15 protein-coding genes are annotated in these 17,630 nt (G+C 58.1%); 6 read left to right on the top strand and 9 right to left on the bottom strand.

Going from position 1 to position 17,630, the window contains the following annotated elements; translation table 11 throughout:
* Nucleotides 1-109: 109 nt before the first annotated feature.
* The 3 genes from VSP_RS12565 to VSP_RS12555 form a co-directional block, all read right to left on the bottom strand.
* Nucleotides 110-1,348, bottom strand: coding sequence for a Tm-1-like ATP-binding domain-containing protein (locus VSP_RS12565; protein ID WP_009961003.1), 1,239 nt, complete (start codon nucleotides 1,346-1,348; stop codon nucleotides 110-112).
* A gap of 105 nt (nucleotides 1,349-1,453) precedes the next feature.
* Nucleotides 1,454-2,293 carry a PEP-CTERM sorting domain-containing protein gene (locus VSP_RS12560; RefSeq protein ID WP_198141375.1) on the bottom strand — a complete coding sequence of 280 codons (840 nt, stop codon included), beginning with the start codon at nucleotides 2,291-2,293 and terminating at the stop codon, nucleotides 1,454-1,456.
* Between the two features lie 848 nt (nucleotides 2,294-3,141).
* Nucleotides 3,142-3,966, bottom strand: a complete 825-nt coding sequence (locus VSP_RS12555) for a PEP-CTERM sorting domain-containing protein (protein WP_009961000.1) — start codon at nucleotides 3,964-3,966, stop codon at nucleotides 3,142-3,144.
* Between the two features lie 337 nt (nucleotides 3,967-4,303).
* Here VSP_RS12555 and VSP_RS12550 point away from each other — a divergent pair, with 337 nt between their 5' ends.
* Together VSP_RS12550 and VSP_RS35160 are read left to right on the top strand one after the other, a co-directional pair.
* On the top strand, nucleotides 4,304-5,683 hold the full coding sequence (locus VSP_RS12550) for a hypothetical protein (RefSeq protein WP_198141374.1): 1,380 nt from the start codon (nucleotides 4,304-4,306) through the stop codon (nucleotides 5,681-5,683).
* Between the two features lie 115 nt (nucleotides 5,684-5,798).
* Nucleotides 5,799-7,655, top strand: coding sequence for a DUF1592 domain-containing protein (locus VSP_RS35160; RefSeq protein ID WP_009960997.1), 1,857 nt, complete (start codon nucleotides 5,799-5,801; stop codon nucleotides 7,653-7,655).
* Nucleotides 7,656-7,879: 224 nt separating this feature from the next.
* Here the strand turns inward: VSP_RS35160 and VSP_RS12540 are convergent, their stop codons facing one another.
* Complete coding sequence (locus VSP_RS12540; protein WP_009960996.1) at nucleotides 7,880-8,275, bottom strand: DUF423 domain-containing protein; 396 nt, start codon at nucleotides 8,273-8,275, stop codon at nucleotides 7,880-7,882.
* Between the two features lie 102 nt (nucleotides 8,276-8,377).
* Here VSP_RS12540 and VSP_RS12535 point away from each other — a divergent pair, with 102 nt between their 5' ends.
* Entirely contained in the window at nucleotides 8,378-8,839 is a 462-nt protein-coding gene (locus tag VSP_RS12535) for a DUF4112 domain-containing protein (protein ID WP_157210856.1), read from the top strand.
* A gap of 13 nt (nucleotides 8,840-8,852) precedes the next feature.
* Here VSP_RS12535 and VSP_RS12530 read toward each other — a convergent pair whose 3' ends face one another.
* Both VSP_RS12530 and VSP_RS12525 read right to left on the bottom strand, forming a co-directional pair.
* Nucleotides 8,853-10,241 carry an FAD-dependent oxidoreductase gene (locus VSP_RS12530; protein ID WP_029190391.1) on the bottom strand — a complete coding sequence of 463 codons (1,389 nt, stop codon included), beginning with the start codon at nucleotides 10,239-10,241 and terminating at the stop codon, nucleotides 8,853-8,855.
* Between the two features lie 38 nt (nucleotides 10,242-10,279).
* A complete protein-coding gene (locus VSP_RS12525; RefSeq protein WP_009960993.1) occupies nucleotides 10,280-11,530 on the bottom strand; it encodes a homoserine dehydrogenase in 1,251 nt (416 codons plus the stop codon).
* Between the two features lie 296 nt (nucleotides 11,531-11,826).
* Between VSP_RS12525 and VSP_RS12520 the strand changes: the two genes are divergently transcribed.
* Together VSP_RS12520 and VSP_RS12515 are read left to right on the top strand one after the other, a co-directional pair.
* Complete coding sequence (locus VSP_RS12520; protein ID WP_009960992.1) at nucleotides 11,827-12,795, top strand: LamG domain-containing protein; 969 nt, start codon at nucleotides 11,827-11,829, stop codon at nucleotides 12,793-12,795.
* Between the two features lie 26 nt (nucleotides 12,796-12,821).
* The gene (locus tag VSP_RS12515; protein ID WP_081452519.1) at nucleotides 12,822-13,529 is read left to right on the top strand and encodes an MBL fold metallo-hydrolase; all 708 of its coding nucleotides are present in this window, start codon (nucleotides 12,822-12,824) and stop codon (nucleotides 13,527-13,529) included.
* 779 nt (nucleotides 13,530-14,308) lie between these two features.
* Here the strand turns inward: VSP_RS12515 and VSP_RS12510 are convergent.
* Together VSP_RS12510 and moaA are read right to left on the bottom strand one after the other, a co-directional pair.
* The gene (locus tag VSP_RS12510; RefSeq protein ID WP_009960989.1) at nucleotides 14,309-14,749 is read right to left on the bottom strand and encodes an NYN domain-containing protein; all 441 of its coding nucleotides are present in this window, start codon (nucleotides 14,747-14,749) and stop codon (nucleotides 14,309-14,311) included.
* 110 nt (nucleotides 14,750-14,859) lie between these two features.
* On the bottom strand, nucleotides 14,860-15,861 hold the full coding sequence (moaA, locus tag VSP_RS12505) for a GTP 3',8-cyclase MoaA (protein ID WP_029190390.1): 1,002 nt from the start codon (nucleotides 15,859-15,861) through the stop codon (nucleotides 14,860-14,862).
* 94 nt (nucleotides 15,862-15,955) lie between these two features.
* Here moaA and VSP_RS12500 point away from each other — a divergent pair, with 94 nt between their 5' ends.
* A complete protein-coding gene (locus tag VSP_RS12500) occupies nucleotides 15,956-16,393 on the top strand; it encodes a hypothetical protein (protein WP_009960987.1) in 438 nt (145 codons plus the stop codon).
* A 14-nt stretch (nucleotides 16,394-16,407) separates the two neighbouring features.
* Here VSP_RS12500 and VSP_RS12495 read toward each other — a convergent pair whose 3' ends face one another.
* A complete protein-coding gene (locus VSP_RS12495; protein ID WP_009960986.1) occupies nucleotides 16,408-17,565 on the bottom strand; it encodes a GTP-binding protein in 1,158 nt (385 codons plus the stop codon).
* Between the last annotated feature and the right edge of the window lie 65 nt (nucleotides 17,566-17,630).

Raw genomic sequence — 17,630 nt, 5'->3', positions numbered from 1 at the left:
ACACTCCGCTAAAAACAAGTCCAACGGCGCCGATGTTTTTGCACGAATTGGAAAATCAACCTTCAGTCTTTTCGCCATAATTCCATGCAATGCAAGTGGAGGCGCAATTTTAGGGAGCCTGCTTGGACGCCGCAATATTCTTCAAAAGAGCTTCCGCAGCCGCTTCGGAAAACGCGGTATCATTGATCGTGGTGTCCACCTCCAGCACAGGCAGACCGGGGCGGGCATGATGCCGCACCGCCTCAAACAAGGCATGGTCAGAGTCAGGTTGGTAAAAAGATCCGCCTTCAGCGCTGATCACACTCACCCCGCGCAACGGAAGCAACAGAGTCGCAGGAGCCGTATAGGCATTCACTTTCTCGGCGAGAATCCGTCCCAACTCCGCGTTTTCCTCCGCATTCGTGCGCATGAGCGTGACCTGGGGATTGTGCTGGTAGAAGAGGCGTCCGGCGAATTTGGCCGGAACGGTGGCGGGTTCGCCGAAGTTCACCATGTCCAGACAGCCAGGGGCCACCACCGCCGGGATGCCTGCTTTACCAGCCGCCTCCAGGCGCGTGGGACCGGAGCCCAGAATACCACCCACCAGTTCGTCCGCCCACTCGGTGGTGGTGACGTCAAGAACACCACTCACCAGACCACTCTCAATGAGCGATTCCATGATGCGCCCGCCCATGCCAGTGGAGTGAAACACCAGCACCTCGTACCCCGCCTTTTCGAGGATATGCTTGGCCGCACTCACGCACTGCGTGGTATTGCCGAACATGGAAGCCACGATCAAAGGCTTCTCGTCTGCTGTAGGCGGCACCACCTCCACCATGCCGCAGATGGCACCCGCGGCTCGCGCCAGGAGAACCCGGGAAAGGCGATTCAGGCCAGACACGTCCACAATGCTGGGGAACATCACAATATCCTTGGTGCCAACGTAGGGAGCAACATTCCCCGCCGCGAGGGTGCTGACCATCACCTTGGGAAAGCCCACCGGAAGTGCCCGCATCGCGGCGGTGCCAATAGCAGTTCCACCACCTCCCCCCAGGGAAATAACCCCGTCGATTTTCCCAGCACTCACCAAGCCTGAGAGCATCTTGGCCGCCGCTCCCGCCATCGCGGTCACACTCTCTCCGCGATCCTGCCGCAATTGTAGCGCTGGCAGATCCACTCCCCCAGCCGCAGCCACTTCTTCACGGGTGATGTCGGGGGCCACCTTGGGTGGCTCCAGCGAACCCACGTCAATCAACAAGACCCGGTGACCTTTGTCGCGAATGATGCCCGCTACATAGGCATGCTCATCGCCTTTTGAATCAAGAGTGCCGAGGACTGCAATCGTTTTCAGTGAGGGCTGCGAAGACATTCTCCATCCATAGGCAAATCTACAGCGAATTCGTACTCAAAAAACAAAAAAATGGATGCCAGTGTCCCGGCACCCATTTGAGAAGAAAAGAAATTCAAGAGCGCCTCACCCGCGATTGCGACGGCGAACCAGGAAATAGATTCCCAGCCCCAGCAGGGTAAGGCTGCCAGGTTCCGGCACTGGTGTCACGGCGAGGTTGGAGAAGGTCAGCACATTAGAGTTGCCGTTGGTCCCGCCCAGAAGGCTGGCATCAGCCACGGCACTCGCATTGAACTGGAATTCCAGCGAGGTGAGCGGCTCGGGAGCGATAAAGGTCAGCTCAAAGCTGTTCAAGCTGCCACCCAATTGAATCAAATCGAGCAGGTTGACCAACGAGCTTGTATCAATTCCCGTGATGGCGTTGCCATTGCCAAAGAGCTGGAAGGAGGCCGATGAAAGTGCCGAAACATCCAAGCCCGCCCCCTCCGTGATGTCGAAGGTCACAGAATAGGCGCTCCCTCCCGCCAAGCTTAACCCGTTGACGGTGGCATCGGAACTCCAGTTGCTCAAGAGGCTCGTGCCCAAAACGTTCGAGACCAGCGGATTGAGTATCCCCAATGTCCCAGTCAACTCCAACTGGCGACCAAATACCAGTTCACTGCCGGTCGTCGTGGTCGTCGTGGAGAGCGTCGCTTCGCCGACAAGGATCACCCCAGCCTCAATCAAGCCTGTCGCCGAATGGTTCCAGATTGGCGATCCCCCGGACGATTGGGGCCCGGCAGTTGCAGCGGTCACAGTGTCTATTGTAATGGATAAAACCCCACCCGGGCCATCCGTCTCGGCCGAAAACGCCGGCTCAAAGAAGTTGGTTGGGACAACCGACTGCCCTGGTGCGGCACTTGTCAGTCCCAGCAGCAAGGCCAGCACCGGAACGGCACCGCGTTGGAAAAAAGTTGTTGGAGTCATGACGCTGAATGGATGGAGGATTGAACGCCACCAGGAGAAGCCCCCTGCATTAATGGCGCTACTTTGCACGAAGACATAATAGTAGCAATCTTAATACAAAAACAAGAACGTTTTCTAATTACCCACCGCATTCCTTATTATTTTTTCTTATAGCCATCACAGCCTCAACAACTTTAGCGCTCAAAAACTTTTACATGTGCCTCACCCAAACTTTCAAGCCACCCCCTGGCAAAAATCCGCGCACAGCCTTCCTTTCAAGGCGACTCAGCCGCTGCAGGGAATGATGAGCAACCCAACCCAAGCAGACCAGTGTCAAGCTCCTGCTACACTGCAGCACCCATATCGGACCAGGACGCTATATGACCCCTCCTTAACAAAGCTCGAGGACAGAATGGTGTAGAGAAACAGGCCTGTCCGCCGTAGATGCGACCTTGAATCTAGGCTCATCATTGCCCTGAGCCCCCAACCCACCTGGGCCAACACATCACCAAAACTCCCTATGGATTTGCCCGGCCCCACGGGACAGCCCATCACAAGCAATCTCAGAACGGATCCCCTCACGATCCGGAAAGGCTAACTCCACTCTGCCCTGCCCGAGAATGCATGCCGCAGCACACATTCCTATGGCCCTCCGGCACGGGGTCATGTCCTGCGACATGCCAGTGGCTGAGGAAGGTCAAGGGTAGGCGTCCCTTCTGTGCGCGCGGGCGAAATTCGCATGCTCCTCTTTCGCCAGATCTTCAACACGCCCCAAGCCTGCAACATTACGCTACCGGATGTATTGCTCCGCCAACAGAAACGCCTGGCCCACTCAAAGTGGGCCAGGCGCACAAGCTTTAAGGTGTCGATCAATCAGCAGTCGTACGGCGCTTGCGGCGAAGCACCAGCACCACTCCAGCCGCTGCAATGAACACCAGGCCGGAAGGCTCAGGCACCGCGACAGGATTGCCAAAATCGCTCGTGTCTCCCTTAACCAGACTCAAGTCACCATCGATGGCGGTGAAAATCCCGTTCGGCAAGGAGCCCCCGGTCGTCTTGGACTCGAAGTCGAGGGTGATCTTGTTCGTGTTGTTGTAGGTCAGGATCGCCGCAGCGGACGGATCTGTCTCGGAAATGTTGTACCCTGGACCGCTGAAGAGCACCCCATCGGTGAAGTAGGAAGCCGACACGCTGTTCGGGCTGTCTGCCAGACGATAGGAAGTCAAACCATCGGAAAGGTAGGCGCGGAAGGCTTCGGACTGCTTCGTTTCGCCGTCCACATCGTAGATGAGCAGATCAAACTGGCTCACCGTGAAGGTGGTGCTGAAATTCGTACCCCCTTTGAAAAACTCGAGTGTGTAGTGCAGCCCGCCGGAACCATAGGATGTTGCTGTGTAGTAGAGCCCCAAGTCACCGTTGGGCTGACCATAGGTCTGGCTGTAGTCAGGCAGGTGCCCCGTGAACGCGTAGGCTCCCCAAGCCGAGGCGGTAACGCGCAGATCAACTGACACATTTCCCACGCTCGCCACATTGGTGAACTTCATCACCGAAGACTGGTAGTACGGACCGAGATCTTGCAGCGTCCCGGTTTGATTCCCGGAGAAGTTGTCAAACTCAATATCCACCGACTCCGCTGCGGAAAGGCCAGCCCCTACGAAGAGGGCAGCTAAAGTGGCAAGAATGGGGAATCTCATTATTGATAGCGTCACGCGGTTGATTTCTCAATTTTCACAGACTCCATCAGAAAAGCAACTTTATATTATCGCATTTACGGGATTTGTCTCGGTTATGCGCCTCTTCCACTAGGTATTGTGCGCCATTGAAGCTACCAATCATGCAAATCGAGGCGCAACAAGCATCGTTTTCCATATTTTTCTCATCGTTGCGCCTCAATCGCACTCACCCTCTCTGCTCCCCCTCCTTCAACCCCAGCGGAGACTGCCGATCCCTCACGTGGTACTCTTTTGCCCTCTTGTAATCGGATAGTCATCAGAGGCAGAATCACAGCCCTTGCACACCGTATCAGGCCCCATGCCCACCGTTTGTCACAGAGCAACCCTGCATCTCGCCGTGCTCCTGCTTACCTTCTTCGCAACCACGTCAATGATTTGCGCTGATGGCGTCAAGATCGCCACGTTCGACGTGGACGCGACCCCGCCCATCGGCTCTAGCATGGCCTATGACAAAGTGAGACGGCTCGACGAGTTGACCCTGCGAGCCCGCGGCATCGTCATCTTGGGACAAGACCCGCCGATTGTGCTGTGTGCAGTGGATTGGATCGGAATCGGAAACGAAGGACACGACGCCTTTTGCAAGGCCCTGGCCGCGGCGGCCAACACCTCAGTGCACCGTGTCGCTGTGCACACCCTCCATCAACATGACGCACCTGGCTGCGATTTCACTGGAGAGAGGATCATGAAGGAGCTGGGTATCGCAGACCTGGGCCGTTGCGAAGGCACCTTTCATCGGGAAGTGGTGGCACGGCTCGCCGAGGCCGTGAAGGTCGCACTCCCCCTGGCCCAGCCAGCCACCCATGTCGGCTGGGGCGAGGCCAAAGCTATCGAAGTTGCCTCCAACCGCCGCATTGTCGGACCGGAAGGCCGGCTCCGCCCCATGAGAGGCAGCGCCACCAAAGATGCCAGCCTGCGAGCTGAACCCGAGGGACTGATTGATCCCGTCGTTTCCCAGTTGAGTTTCTGGAATGGTGAGAAGCCGCTGGCAGTGCTGAGCTACTACGCGTGCCACCCGCAGAGCTACTACCGCACCGGAGTGCCCAGCTGCGACTTCCCCGGCATCGCCCGGTTCATGCGTGGGCAGTCCGTTCCAGAAGCCCTGCATGTGCACTTCAACGGTGCCGGCGGCAACGTGGCCGCCGGCAAGTATAACGACGGTTCCAAAGAAAACCGCCTCATCCTCGCCACCCGACTGGCCGACGCCATGGCGAGAGCCTATGCCGCCACTGAAAAGTTCCCGTTGGATGCGAGCGAGGTCCGCTGGTCCTACGAACCGGTGAGATTGCCCGCCGGCAAACACCTTGTCAAAGAGGACCTGGAAAAAGCACTGCTCAGCACTTCTGTCCGGATGGGGTACATTGGGCAGATCGATCAGCTCTCTTTTCTGGATCGCGACCGAAACCAGCATCAGATTGAAATCGCCTGCCTCGCCGTCGGCCCCGCCCGCATCCTCCACATGCCGGGCGAACTGTTCGTCGAGTACCAACTCAACGCCAAGGCCCTGCGCCCGGACCTGAAAGTGGCCATGGCCGCCTACGGTGACTACGGCCCCGGCTACATCGGCACCCGCGCCGCCTACGCCCAGGGTGGCTATGAGATGGAGCCCCGCTCCACCAACGTCGGCCCCGAGAGCGAAGAGATTCTCATGGGCGCGGTCAGGAAGCTGCTAAGTCCGTAACCAGAACGCAGAACCAGACCAACTCTGTGGATAGCATGGGCATTCCGGGGGCGTAATCCTGATCCCCCAGATGGCTTCCAGCGCAGCTTCCCGTATCATTCGAATTCTCTTCGTTATGGCCACCAGTTCGTGGTGCATGGCGGAGCCCGCACCGGCCACGCTCGCAGCGTCCGCTGAGTCCTTCGAGAAAAGCATCCTTCCTCTCCTGGAACAGCGGTGCATCGACTGCCATGACGAGGAGATGAAGAAGGGGGACGTCAGCCTGGAATCGTTGCGCCAGCCGGGATTGAACCGGCACAACGTCCGCCTTTGGGACAAGGTTCGAGAGCAGGTGCGGTCCGGGACCATGCCGCCAAAGAACAAGACACCACTCGATGCGGGTCAGAAGCAGGCAATCCTCGACTGGATCAAGGCCAATGAACTCGCGATCAAAGCCAGCCCGGCATCAGACCCAGGGCATCGCAAGGTCCGCCGCCTCAATCGTGAAGAGTACTCCAACACCCTTCGTGATCTTTTGGGGATCAGCACCCGACCCGGCGACAAGTTCCCTGCCGATGGCGCTGGTGGCGAGGGTTTCGCCAACAATGCCGACACCCTGACCTTTTCCACGCTGTTGATGGAAAAATTCATGGGCGGTGCCAATGATGCCATCGCCGAAGTCTGGAGCAAGCCAGAACTGCGCGGCCGCCTGATGGCCCCTGTCACCAGCGACAAGCTCCCCGCCGAGGTGGGCGCAGAGCTTGCGCTTCGCCCCTTCCTGCTCAAGGCCTACCGACGCCCCCCGACGGAGGCAGAACTCAAAGAGGTCATCAAGATCTTTGCCGCGGCGCTCCAGCGGGGCGAAAACTGGGACGGTGCCATGAAGGTCGCCTTCAAAGCGATCCTCCTGTCCCCCAAGTTCCTGCTGATTGAAGAAGAGGATCGGCCGTGGGCGAAGGAACCATGGAAGGTCAATCACTACGAGGTCGCCAGCCGGCTCTCCTACTTCCTCTGGGTCTCAGCCCCTGACGACGCCCTGCTCAAGCTGGCTGCAGAGCAGAAACTTCACGACCCGGCAGTGCTCGCAGCGGAAACCAAGCGCATGCTGGCCGACCCCAAGGCCTTGGCCTTCACCAAGAACTTCGCCGGCCAGTGGCTCCATTTCGAGCAGCTCTTCAATGCCGTGGATCCCGATCGCCGGAAGTTCAAGGACTTCAACGACGCCCTCCGGCAGGCCATGTACGACGAGGTCTTCACCTTCTGCGACGCAGTACTGCGCCACAATGGACGGATGCTTGATCTGCTGGACAGTGACTACACCTTCGTCAATGAGCCGCTGGCCAAGCTCTACGACATCCCCGGAATTCAGGGCAAGGAAATGCGCCAGGTGAAGTTCACCGACAACAAGCGTGGCGGTCTCACCGGGATGGGTGCCATACTCGCCGTCACCGCCCTCCCCCAGAGGACCAGCCCAGTTCTTCGAGGCAAGTGGGTGCTGGAACAACTGCTCAGCGCCCCTCCCCCGCCCCCTCCTCCTAATGTGGGAGAACTCCCGGAAGACGATCGCTCCATCAAAGGTGAACTCACCTTCCGTCAACGCCTGGAGCAGCATCGCGCCAAGCCCGTCTGCGCCGGCTGCCATGCCCGCATGGACCCCCTGGGCTTTGGCCTTGAGAACTTCGACGCCATCGGCAAGTGGCGGAACGATGAGAACGGCAAGCCTCTTGATGCCAGCGGCTTGATGCCCGACGGCACCGCTTTTGCGGGACCCGCCGAGATGCGGAAAGTGCTGATGCAGGAGAAGGACATGTTTGTCCGCACCCTGTGCTCCCGCCTCCTCGGTTATGCCCTGAACCGCGGCCTGGAGGTGAGCGACCAGCCCACCCTGCTGAGGTTGGAGGAGACCCTGAAAAAAGCCGACTATCGGAGCGAACCTTTGATCATCGCCGTCGTCCAGAGCTTCCCCTTCCTCCACCGCAGGCAGACACGCTAATCTGGATGCGAGCGGAGCGAATTCCTCGATCCGCATGGGTCAATGCGCGGATGACACCAGGCGAGTCGCCCCGTCGCCGCTTTTGGGGACCTGCCTACACGCAGTCACTCAATATCTGCGCGACTGGCAAAATAACCGACCTACCCAAGCTAGCACTCAGTCGAAGCACTTCCCCGATAAGGAACTTCGGCTGGCAACATCGCCGCCTTCTCCTGGCCCTGGAATTACGCCTTTTCTTTTGCAGGAACGAGCAGAACGAGCCAGCCGAGCATAAAAAGCACCCCGCCAATTGGCGTGATGGCACCGAGCCATTTCACACCGCTCAAGCACAGCAGATACAAACTCCCGCTGAAAAACACGATGCCCCCGGTCATCAATCGACTGGCCCAACGTCCTTGATCGGGGCGGCTAAAGGCGAATGCGAGGACTAGCAACACCACAGCATGTGCAAGATGGTATTGGCTCGCCGTCTTCCAGACATCCAATCGATACGCCGCCTCCACAGTCCCCAAGGTGGCCTCCCACTTGGTCTTCAGCGCATGCGCCCCCATCGCCCCTAGGCCTACGGCCAGGAATCCCATGATGCCTGCAATGCGGAGCTTGAGGAGATCTGCCTTCATAAAAAAACACTCTCTCCAGCGTTTGAAGCGATGCCAGTGAAATAATGTCGCGGTAACAGTGTCTGAGCTGTCTCAACCCGTATGACCACCTCATCCACGACCATGCCAAACGAAACCGATTTCGAAGTCCTGCCACCAGAGATGCCCGGAGCTTCATACACGCCGACAGACCTGACCCCTGACCAAGAGCTCATCCTCAAGCAAGTGGAGAAACTGGCCCGCATTCTGGACTCGGCGATCAACATCCCCGGACTGAACTGGCGGGTGGGCGCAGATGGAGTCATCGGCATGCTGCTGCCGGTCGTGGGCGATGTCGCCACCTCTCTGGCCTCTGGATTCATCGTCGTCCAGGCAGGAAGGCTGGGACTGCCTCGCGCAAAGCTGGCCAAAATGGTCATGAACATTCTTGTTGATACGGGTGTGGGGTCCGTCCCCTTTGCCGGTGACATTTTTGACCTCGTCGTGAAGGCCAATCTCAAGAATGTGGACATGATTCGGGAGCACTTTCAGCTCCCACCGATGGAACGGTCCTGGAAGACACCGCCCAAGGGCGGTGATCTGTGATGGCTCCTCGAGCCTACGAATGCTGCAACCGCTTCAAAACCACTTGGGCGGCCGTCGCCCCCATACGCATGGCGGAGTGCATGTTGGGATATTTGAAGCCCCCCTGCCGTCCGGTGGACTGTAGGTTGCTGACCCCTTTTACCCACTGCATGACTTGCTCATAGTGCGGCTCAAAGCCGAGGCTGAAGATCGGGTACCCTGTCTCGCCGTGCAGAATGTTCACCTCCACAACGTCTTCCCGGGCACAGATGTTCTCCAGTTCCAGATCCGTAAAGAGCCGCTCTTTGGCTTCCTCAGTGCCGTTCCATTTAGCATCGCCGATTTCACAGGTGGTCTCCACGATCAGCACAGTGTGCCCCTCGGGTTTCACCACGAGGCCAGCGTTTTTGGGCTCGCCCACGCGATGGAAAAATCGATCCCGGTAGTAGATGTAGAGGCCGTCGATGCACTTCGGTTTCTTTACCAGCAGGCCGTAAATGGAGATGGGCTTGAAACGGAGCTGATGGGAAGCTTCCACCACGCTCGCTGCCGGGGCCGGATCTGCTTTTTGCACCAGCCAAGGCAGGGGGATCGTAGAGATGCACTCATCGCATTCCACCACGTGGGTCTCCCCACCTTGCCGATACGTCACCGCCGTCACCCGGCCGTCGGTCATCTGCACTTGCTGGACATCGGCGTTGAGAATCACACTCCCGCCCGCTTCCGTCACCGCCTGGGCCATTGCCCGGGGCATGGCCTCCGCACCCGTGCGGGAATAGTGCAGCGTCTCCTCGTGAAGAGCGCTGTCCACTGCCTTCAAGCTTTTGTCCTTCACACCCACTTTGCCGAGCGCCTTCTTGATCACATCCACCGCACTGAGCCGCGGCATCTTGGTGGTGATGAAGGTGGCACTGAGCTCGCGCGGGTGAATGCCCCAGTAGCGATGGGTGAAGTCCTTGAAGAAGAACTTATACAGAGGAGCCCCATAGAGCTGGATCAAAGCCTCCTCCGCATTCTTCGGGTGCCAAGGCACCAAAGCCTGACGGATCTGGGCGTAAAACAAACCAAGGGTATAGAAGGCCAGGGTGAAAATGGGAATCCCCTTGATCATGTCCTGGAACTGTAGCGGGTAGCGATAGAAGCTGCCTGCCCAGCGGATCTTGGCATCCAACTGCACCGGGATGCTCTCATCCCCCATGAGCGACATGATGTCTTCATAGACCTCTTTGTCGAACTCATGAAGCATGTGGCACCCCAAGTCGTACCAGTTGCCACTCCGCTCATGGGAGGTGGCCAGCCCTCCTGGCTGCGCTCCTTTTTCCAAAACGGTGACCGGAATGCCCACACGAGTGAGGACGCGGGCGGCATAGAGCCCACACACTCCTCCACCGAGGATTGCGACATGTTTCTTGGTAGCTGCCATCCGTGTGCCTTTCGTGCCTTGCCGCTGCAACTTCCCGACTACTTCTTGATGCCGGGCAGGGCCATCTGCTGATTCCAGAGCTCGACCATGCGACTGGCCGGCATATTGAAATCATCCCAGAACAGCGGCTCGTCTTTTTTGACCGCACGCTTGAGCACCGGACGCTCGTTGGACTCCTCCACGTCCAACACGCCCTGGGGCATACGACCCGCCGCGTAGGCAGGAGCGGCTTCTTCAATGAGGCCGTAAACTTCATCGCTACCGATGGCGTGCTCCACACGGGTGCCCGCCGGGAGGTCCTTTTTGGCGTACGCGAAACAGTCCGAGATGCGCCCCATGCGCTGGGTGCAGACCGGCTTGTTGTACAATGCAGCCAGGGCGGAGGCCCGGGGCGTCTCCAGATGGCAAAGGTGATAAGGACGCAGGAACACGTAGTACGGGTGCTTGTTCGTCACCTTGTAGTAGTTCATGTAGCCCTGCTGGAACTCGCTCTCACACTTGGCCACCACATAAACGCCGCCGCCATGCTCTTTGGCACCCAGCACATAGTCCACACGGCCTTGGCCGTTGTACTTGTCGAAGTCGAAGAGATCCACCACATCCTGCATCTTGTTGGCCTTGGGGCCTTCCATGCCCGGGACGAACGGGGTCAACCCATACTCATTCGCGATGACAGCCATTTCGATGTTCAACTTGGAACCGTCCGTGTAAGCGAGACACTGAATGGTGCTCAGGCCAAGTTTTTTGGCGATCTCCACGGTGCCTTCGATGTCACGGTGACGATCCAAGAACCCTTTCATGTTGCCTGCCTGGACGATGTCAAAGCCCCACATCTCGATCTCTTCCATCATGCGGGCGAGCACTCCGTGCTGGTCGCCAGCGTCGCTGGTCACCACCACTCCGTGCTTCTGAGCCTCGGCCTGGAGCAGATGCCCAAGAATGAGGTCCACCTCTGCGTTCATCATCACGACGTGCGATTTTCGCTGGATCGCCGCAATACAGTAGTCATACGCAGCAATGATGGAGTTCGTGGCCTCCACAAACACGTCCACGTGCAGCTTTTCATCACGAAGGGCGGCCATGCCGTCCGTGGTGACAAGAGTCGGTTTGCCGTACTTGTCGGCCCCCTTCTGCGCAGCCTCGAGATTCTGGTCGGCAACGAATGCAAGCCGCATGCCCGGGGTCCGGCCAATCTGGTAGGCAATGCCAGTTCCCATGGCGCCAGACCCGATCAATCCAATCTGGATGGGCCGGCCTTCTTTCTCTCTCTGCTTGAGTTCTTGCAACATGATGTAGGGCGGGCATTCAACACGGCATCACCGGGCTGTCAAACGGTATGGGAATGCATGAAAATGGTCAGAATCCGGAGAACCACCGTCGCCCAGATGAACGCGCAATGCCTGCCGCAGGCGGATATTCACTGCATGAGCCACCCTTGCAGCCAACTCAGATCCCCCGATCGCCCCCCTCCCCCTCCTGAATGAAAAATCGATCATATCTCTCTCCTGATGCGGACGACACACGATGAGCCCGGTGCGGGAACAAAAATCGTAGCCTGGAAACAAGGTCTCATCCAGCATGCAACATGCGTCACCTGACCACCCTCCTGCCCCTGCTGCTGGCCAGCTACTGGCTCCCGGCCGCCCCTCCATCTGGCGATCCCGCCCTCGTGACGCAAACTCCAGGTCTTGTGGCATTCTGGACCTTTGGAGAGCCCTCAGGTCAGCCCCGCCTCTCCACAGGGACTCCCAATCCCCACCCTCTGAAGGAAGCGGGTGACCCGGTCACACGCTCCGATGGCGGCCCTTATTCCGGCTACAGTGCCGTGCTCAACGGCAAGAACTTCCTTCACATTCCCTACGCAGAGACCGCCGACTTGAACATTTCAGGTCCCAACGCCCAGGTCACCCTCTTCGCCGTCGTTCGCATCGAGAACCTCCACGTCAGCCGCACCATCGCCGGGATGTGGAGCGAGGGGAAAGGCAAGGACGACGACTCCGGCACCCGCCAATACGCACTGCTCATGAACATGCCAGCGTACGGCGGCCCCAACAAACTCGTCCCCCACATCTCCGCAGAGGGCGGCGTCACCCGCCGGGCGGACGGCTCCAAGTTCCCCTGGTGCGCCGACTACGCCGTGAGCGCGGGGGACGTCCCGACCGAAAAATGGTGCACCCTGGCATTTACCTATGATTCCAAATACCTCCGGGCCTACATCAACGGCCGACTTGACGCCAACGAGCTGGATCCGGTGAAACACAAGCGCACCGATCCCTACTTCCTCAAAGAAGGCCCAGACGGAGGGGGCCGCGGCCTCAATCCCTATTACCATGGAAGGGGCATTTTCCGCTATGACCGTGAAAAGCATGCCAAGTCCAAGCCCATGGGCGGATCCGACTTCATTGTCGGGGCCCGATATGCAGTGGGTAGCCTCTTCGCCGAGGGCAAGGCGACCATAGGCAAGTTCGGCGGACTTGCCGTTTTCAATCGGGCGCTCAGCGATGACGAGATCCAACACCTGCATGAGTCAGCACGAATTGAGGCACTGAAGTAGCGTCAGCCAAGCTCCTCCGTTCGAATATGCAATCGCCACCTGGCTACCCACCGGACATTCAGCCGGTGTGGACGCCTTGGGTGACTTTTCACGTTATTCAAGTTCAAAGAGAGGAGGCCCTCTACCTGATCGACACGGGAATGGCAGGCGGCATCTCCGCACTTCGGCGCACGCTGAGGCAACGGCATTGGGATCACCTCCCGATCCGCGGCATCGTCCTCACCCACGGCCACTACGACCACACCCGGAATGTGGCTGAACTGGTCCGCGAGACAGGGGCTTGGGTGGCGGCCCCACGACTGGACAAACTGCACTGCGAAGGAAGGCATCCCTACCATAGCTGGTCACAAATCTGCGGGTGGCTCGAAGCCGGCGGCCGGCGCTTGCTGGGCTTTCATTCTTTTCCGGTGGACTTCTGGATAGACGAGGGTGACACCATCCCCATCGGCAGCGGCTGGACAGCGGTGCATCTGCCAGGCCACACCGGGGGCCACATGGGTTACCACCACACTCGTCGGAAACTCTTGTTCAGTGGTGACCTCTTCGCCAGCTTCGGAGCTTTCTCACATCTGCCCCCTCGCATTCTGAATAGCGACCCCGAACGGCTTCGCCACAGTCTCAATCTTACCGCGAGCTTGGATTTGGAGGGGGCACTTCCCAACCACGGCTGGCCCGCCTCCCCTTCTCACCACCTAAAGCAACTTCACCAGCTGGCACGTCGATACGTGATCTAGCAGATTGATCCACCAGCCCCTCGCCTCTCTAGCGACAGCCTTGGGAACATCGGGTTTATTCACTGCCGAACATCAGATGGCCTAAAGTTGCTCACATTCGATTCACAATTGGGGGCCTCAACCTGCAATTCGCGTTCGAAAATTCAGATCGCGTTATTCACAATTTAGTTCGCAGAGGCTTTCATTTCCCGCATTATCATTTATGTGAAAACCACAATTTAGTGCCTGATTACCAAATATATATGCCAGAATAACACGTAATGAACAGGATGGCAGCTCGTGTGAATAAACTGTGAGTAATTGTGGGGGCAACTTCGATTCACCTCGCCCAGATCAAATCGGCGATATCCACATCACCATTTTTTTCCTACTTCGGATCTCTTTTTACCAATTAATCACACTAAAACCCATCTTAAAAATATGACAACCAATGTGATGCACTAGCTAAATACTTTTTCCATGCTGCCCTGTCGGATTTATCGACTATATGTTACTCACACACCTTTTTCCGAATAATTCGTGACAAGAATTCACCTCATGACTTATTCCGTATATCCTGAATATCAATCTATCTTAATAAATCCGCAAGCTAAAATTGCTCCATGGCCACGAAAGGCGGTGACTAAAAATGGAATCTTATTTCTCCGTCCAATCACCAAACGGAAGATGCCGAATCTCTGCAGTCTGTCGTGTGTCTTTGGAGGTGGTTGCCCGTTCATCGCCCCAGGTTTGACGGGCCCTATCAGCCACGCCCCCGATCCTCAAACGAATGGATCGGACTACGACTTGATGCGATGACCCAGGTCTGTTTCAGCCCGTTCGACTTCGTATCTCAGCTCCTCAGGGGACATACAGACCGCTCCGAAAGACTCGACGGTGTCTCTCTCCATCTGGTCAGCTGTCGCCACCCGGATGGCAAATGTGGCTGCGTATTTGGCGACGAGTCGCTCGATCACGGAGTCTGCGGTCCGTCCAGCATCCGCGTAGAAGACCTGGAGGCCGGCCGCTTCCCGCTCGTCGGTCACCTTCGTCCCCACCCCGTCGAAGACCACCACCACCCGGGTTCCGGTCATATCCTGGTAAAGACGCAACCTCTTCAGCAAGGCCTCCCGGGCCAGGTATCTTCGCGCCCCTGCGGCATGCATCCGGCGCAGTTCATCCCACGCGTGGATGACGCTGTGCCCGTCCACGATGACAAACTGCAAGGAGGTGTCCGCCATGGTCTTTCGATGCCAGCTTTCCAGAGGCTACGATGCCGGGCAAGCAGAAGCCGCCAGACAATCGAGGGAGCCCATTTACTGAATCGCCGCTCCATCGATTTCCCGCAATCTCATCCGCCGATGGCGATCATGCGACGCCCCGGCTGGTAGCTTCCCCGGAAGTCATGCTCCTTGGGTTTCCTCGCGACCACATGGAGGAAGAATTCGGCCAGTTCGTCATCTGAGCATCCGCTGCGCAGCACCTCTCGCAGGTCGAACTCCAGGTAGCTGCCCAAGCAGGGTCTCAGCTTGCCATCGCAGGTGAGCCTCAGCTTGTTACAGGTCTCGCAGAAATGGAAGTTGGTCATGGCCCCGATGAAGCCGATCAGCTGATCGGTGCCGGGGATCTGGTAGTAACTCGCGGGCCCATTCGTCTTGTAGTCCGGCCTGGGGATGAGAGGTCCCGCCTCGCGTTCGATGAGCTTTTTCGCTTGGCCACAGGCCAGAAAACTGTCCTCGCGCAACACCTCGGCGGTGCTCACTGGCATCAGCTCGATGAAACGGATCAAGGCACCCTTCTCCCGGGCAAACATGATGAGATTCATGAGCTCCCGCTCCGTCTGGTGGCGGATGAGAACGCAGTTGAACTTGATGGATTCGAACCCCGCATCCCGGGCGGCATCGACACCCGCCAGAAGCTTGGGCAGCAGATCCCGGCGAGTGGTTGAAAAGTATGAGGCCCGATCCAGCGAATCCAGCGAGAGATTGGCGGTACGCACCCCACCCTGGACCAGGGCCTGCGCGGCGGTGCGGCCATCCGCAAGAGGCTTGGAGAGAAGCGTCCCGTTGGTGGAGATGCCCACATCCCGGATGCCAGGCAGCGCAGCTACCTGCGCGCAGAAATCCACAGCCCCGGGTCGGGTCAGCGGCTCGCCCCCCGTAATGCGGACTTTCCGAATGCCCAGCCGGGTGCCCACCCGGATCACTCGCAGCATTTCCTCGTAACTGAGCACTTCTGCCCGGTCGAACCACTGCTGCTCTTCGTCGGGCATACAGTACCGACACCGCTCATTGCAGCGGTCGGTAATAGAGACTCTCAAATAGGAAATGTGATGACCAAAGGGATCTTCCACAGAGGAGAAAGGTAGGACAACGCTGGACAAAGGCAACCACCACAACGCTGAACAGCGCTGGTGAACACGTGTCCAAATATGCTACGCTTGCCCCATGAAAAAGTTCCCGGTCATTTTTGCCCTGGCCGCGCTAGGCCTTCTGGCCAGTTGCACGGCCCCTGTGCAGAAGCGCATTGAGCGCAACCCGCAGATTTACAGTGGATTGAGTGAGCGGCACAAGACGATGGTCGCCCAGCGCAAGATCGAAGAAGGCATGTCTAAAGGAGCCGTCTTCATCGCTTGGGGACGGCCGGACCGCGTCGGCCGAGGAACCAGAGGCGGCAAACAGTATGAACGCTGGAGCTACACGGGCACCGACACGGTCCCCGCCTATGGCGGCGGCTTTGGGTACGGGTACGCTCCCGGATTCTGGGGCCATCGCTACATCTATGACCCGCTCTTCTATTATGATCCCTTTGTTGAGGTGCCCTACGAAGCAGGGCGGGTCGAGTTCCTGAATGGCAAAGTCTCCGCCTGGTCAGTCACCAAGTAGCCCCTGACCTTACTTCAGTATCCGGTGGCAAGACAGGAGTCGAACTCGCGTCGGAGGGCGGCCTCGTCCATCTTCCGACCGATCACCACGATTTCCTGACGCCGATCCCCCCAGGGCTCCCGCCAGTTTTCCTGCAGTTCCTTCCGCTCTGAAGGATCGGTTGGCCAGGCCGCTTTATCCACGGCGGCCCACCAATATCCGATGTCTTCCGTCTGCCGCATGACGCCAGCTTGCTGGAGGAAGCAGGCCTTTTCCATTTCGTCGGCTAGCCAGACCAACCCTTTGGCCCTCAGCACCCCCGGCCAGGTTTCCTGGCTCCATTTTTCAAAGCGTTGCGGGTCAAAAGGCCGCCGGGCGCGGTACACGAAGCTGGCGATGCCGTACTCCTCAGTCTCCGGGGTGTGCCCGACCAAACTGTCCATCCATCCGCCACTGGCTTCAGCCTCACTTTCGGAGAAGAGGCCCGTGCCCAACACCGCTTCAAGGGGCACCTCCGACCGCGCCGTTTCATAGACTTGGGCCTTGGGATTGAGCGCTTTCACAATCGCTCGCACCGCCACCCGGGAATCTGCATCCATGGCATCAGATTTGTTGATCAAGATGACGTTGGCAAATTCGACCTGGTCCACCAAGAGATCCACCACGGACCTCTCATCCCCCTCTCCGATCGCTTGGCCCCGCTCTCTCAAGTCCTCGGTAGAGCGGAAGTCACTCAAGAAATTGCACCCGTCCACCACGGTCACCATCGTGTCGAGTTGAGCAACATCTGATAGCTTGCGCCCTGACTCATCCGCAAATGAAAAGGTCTCCGCGACAGGCATGGGTTCAGAAACGCCGGAACTCTCGATCACCAAGTGGTCAAACCGCCCCTCTCTCGCCAATCGCCCGACTTCAATGAGGAGATCCTCCCGTAGGGTGCAGCAGATACATCCGTTCGACAGTTCCACCAGCTTCTCCTCTGCCCGAGCAAAGGCAACATCCGACTGCTTCACCAGCAGGCCATCCATGTTCACCTCGGACATGTCGTTCACGATCACTGCCACCTTCTTCCCCTCCCGATTACGGAGGATGTGATTCAGCAGCGTGGTTTTTCCTGCCCCCAGGAAGCCCGAGAGAACAGTGACAGGGAGTTTTGCATTGGACTGAGGAACACTAATGCATGTAGATTGCATTACACAAAGGGCCATCATGCAAGGAATCCCGCAACCATTTTCGCAATTTTATTGCGTTTAATAGG

It is taken from the genome of Verrucomicrobium spinosum DSM 4136 = JCM 18804, assembly GCF_000172155.1.
GTDB lineage: Bacteria > Verrucomicrobiota > Verrucomicrobiia > Verrucomicrobiales > Verrucomicrobiaceae > Verrucomicrobium > Verrucomicrobium spinosum.
Note: the sequence above shows the minus strand (reverse complement) of the source record. Positions and strands in the feature narration are given on the sequence as shown.

Excerpts from the sequence above, each read along its gene's own strand:
- VSP_RS12565 (WP_009961003.1), bottom strand. The coding sequence starts at position 1,348 with ATGTCTTCGCAGCCCTCACTGAAAACGATTGCAGTCCTCGGCACTCTT.
- VSP_RS12560 (WP_198141375.1), bottom strand. The coding sequence starts at position 2,293 with ATGACTCCAACAACTTTTTTCCAACGCGGTGCCGTTCCGGTGCTGGCC.
- VSP_RS12555 (WP_009961000.1), bottom strand. The coding sequence starts at position 3,966 with ATGAGATTCCCCATTCTTGCCACTTTAGCTGCCCTCTTCGTAGGGGCT.
- VSP_RS12550 (WP_198141374.1), top strand. The coding sequence starts at position 4,304 with ATGCCCACCGTTTGTCACAGAGCAACCCTGCATCTCGCCGTGCTCCTG.
- VSP_RS35160 (WP_009960997.1), top strand. The coding sequence starts at position 5,799 with ATGGCCACCAGTTCGTGGTGCATGGCGGAGCCCGCACCGGCCACGCTC.
- VSP_RS12540 (WP_009960996.1), bottom strand. The coding sequence starts at position 8,275 with ATGAAGGCAGATCTCCTCAAGCTCCGCATTGCAGGCATCATGGGATTC.
- VSP_RS12535 (WP_157210856.1), top strand. The coding sequence starts at position 8,378 with ATGCCAAACGAAACCGATTTCGAAGTCCTGCCACCAGAGATGCCCGGA.
- VSP_RS12530 (WP_029190391.1), bottom strand. The coding sequence starts at position 10,241 with ATGGCAGCTACCAAGAAACATGTCGCAATCCTCGGTGGAGGAGTGTGT.
- VSP_RS12525 (WP_009960993.1), bottom strand. The coding sequence starts at position 11,530 with ATGTTGCAAGAACTCAAGCAGAGAGAGAAAGAAGGCCGGCCCATCCAG.
- VSP_RS12520 (WP_009960992.1), top strand. The coding sequence starts at position 11,827 with ATGCGTCACCTGACCACCCTCCTGCCCCTGCTGCTGGCCAGCTACTGG.
- VSP_RS12515 (WP_081452519.1), top strand. The coding sequence starts at position 12,822 with ATGCAATCGCCACCTGGCTACCCACCGGACATTCAGCCGGTGTGGACG.
- VSP_RS12510 (WP_009960989.1), bottom strand. The coding sequence starts at position 14,749 with ATGGCGGACACCTCCTTGCAGTTTGTCATCGTGGACGGGCACAGCGTC.
- VSP_RS12500 (WP_009960987.1), top strand. The coding sequence starts at position 15,956 with ATGAAAAAGTTCCCGGTCATTTTTGCCCTGGCCGCGCTAGGCCTTCTG.
- VSP_RS12495 (WP_009960986.1), bottom strand. The coding sequence starts at position 17,565 with ATGCAATCTACATGCATTAGTGTTCCTCAGTCCAATGCAAAACTCCCT.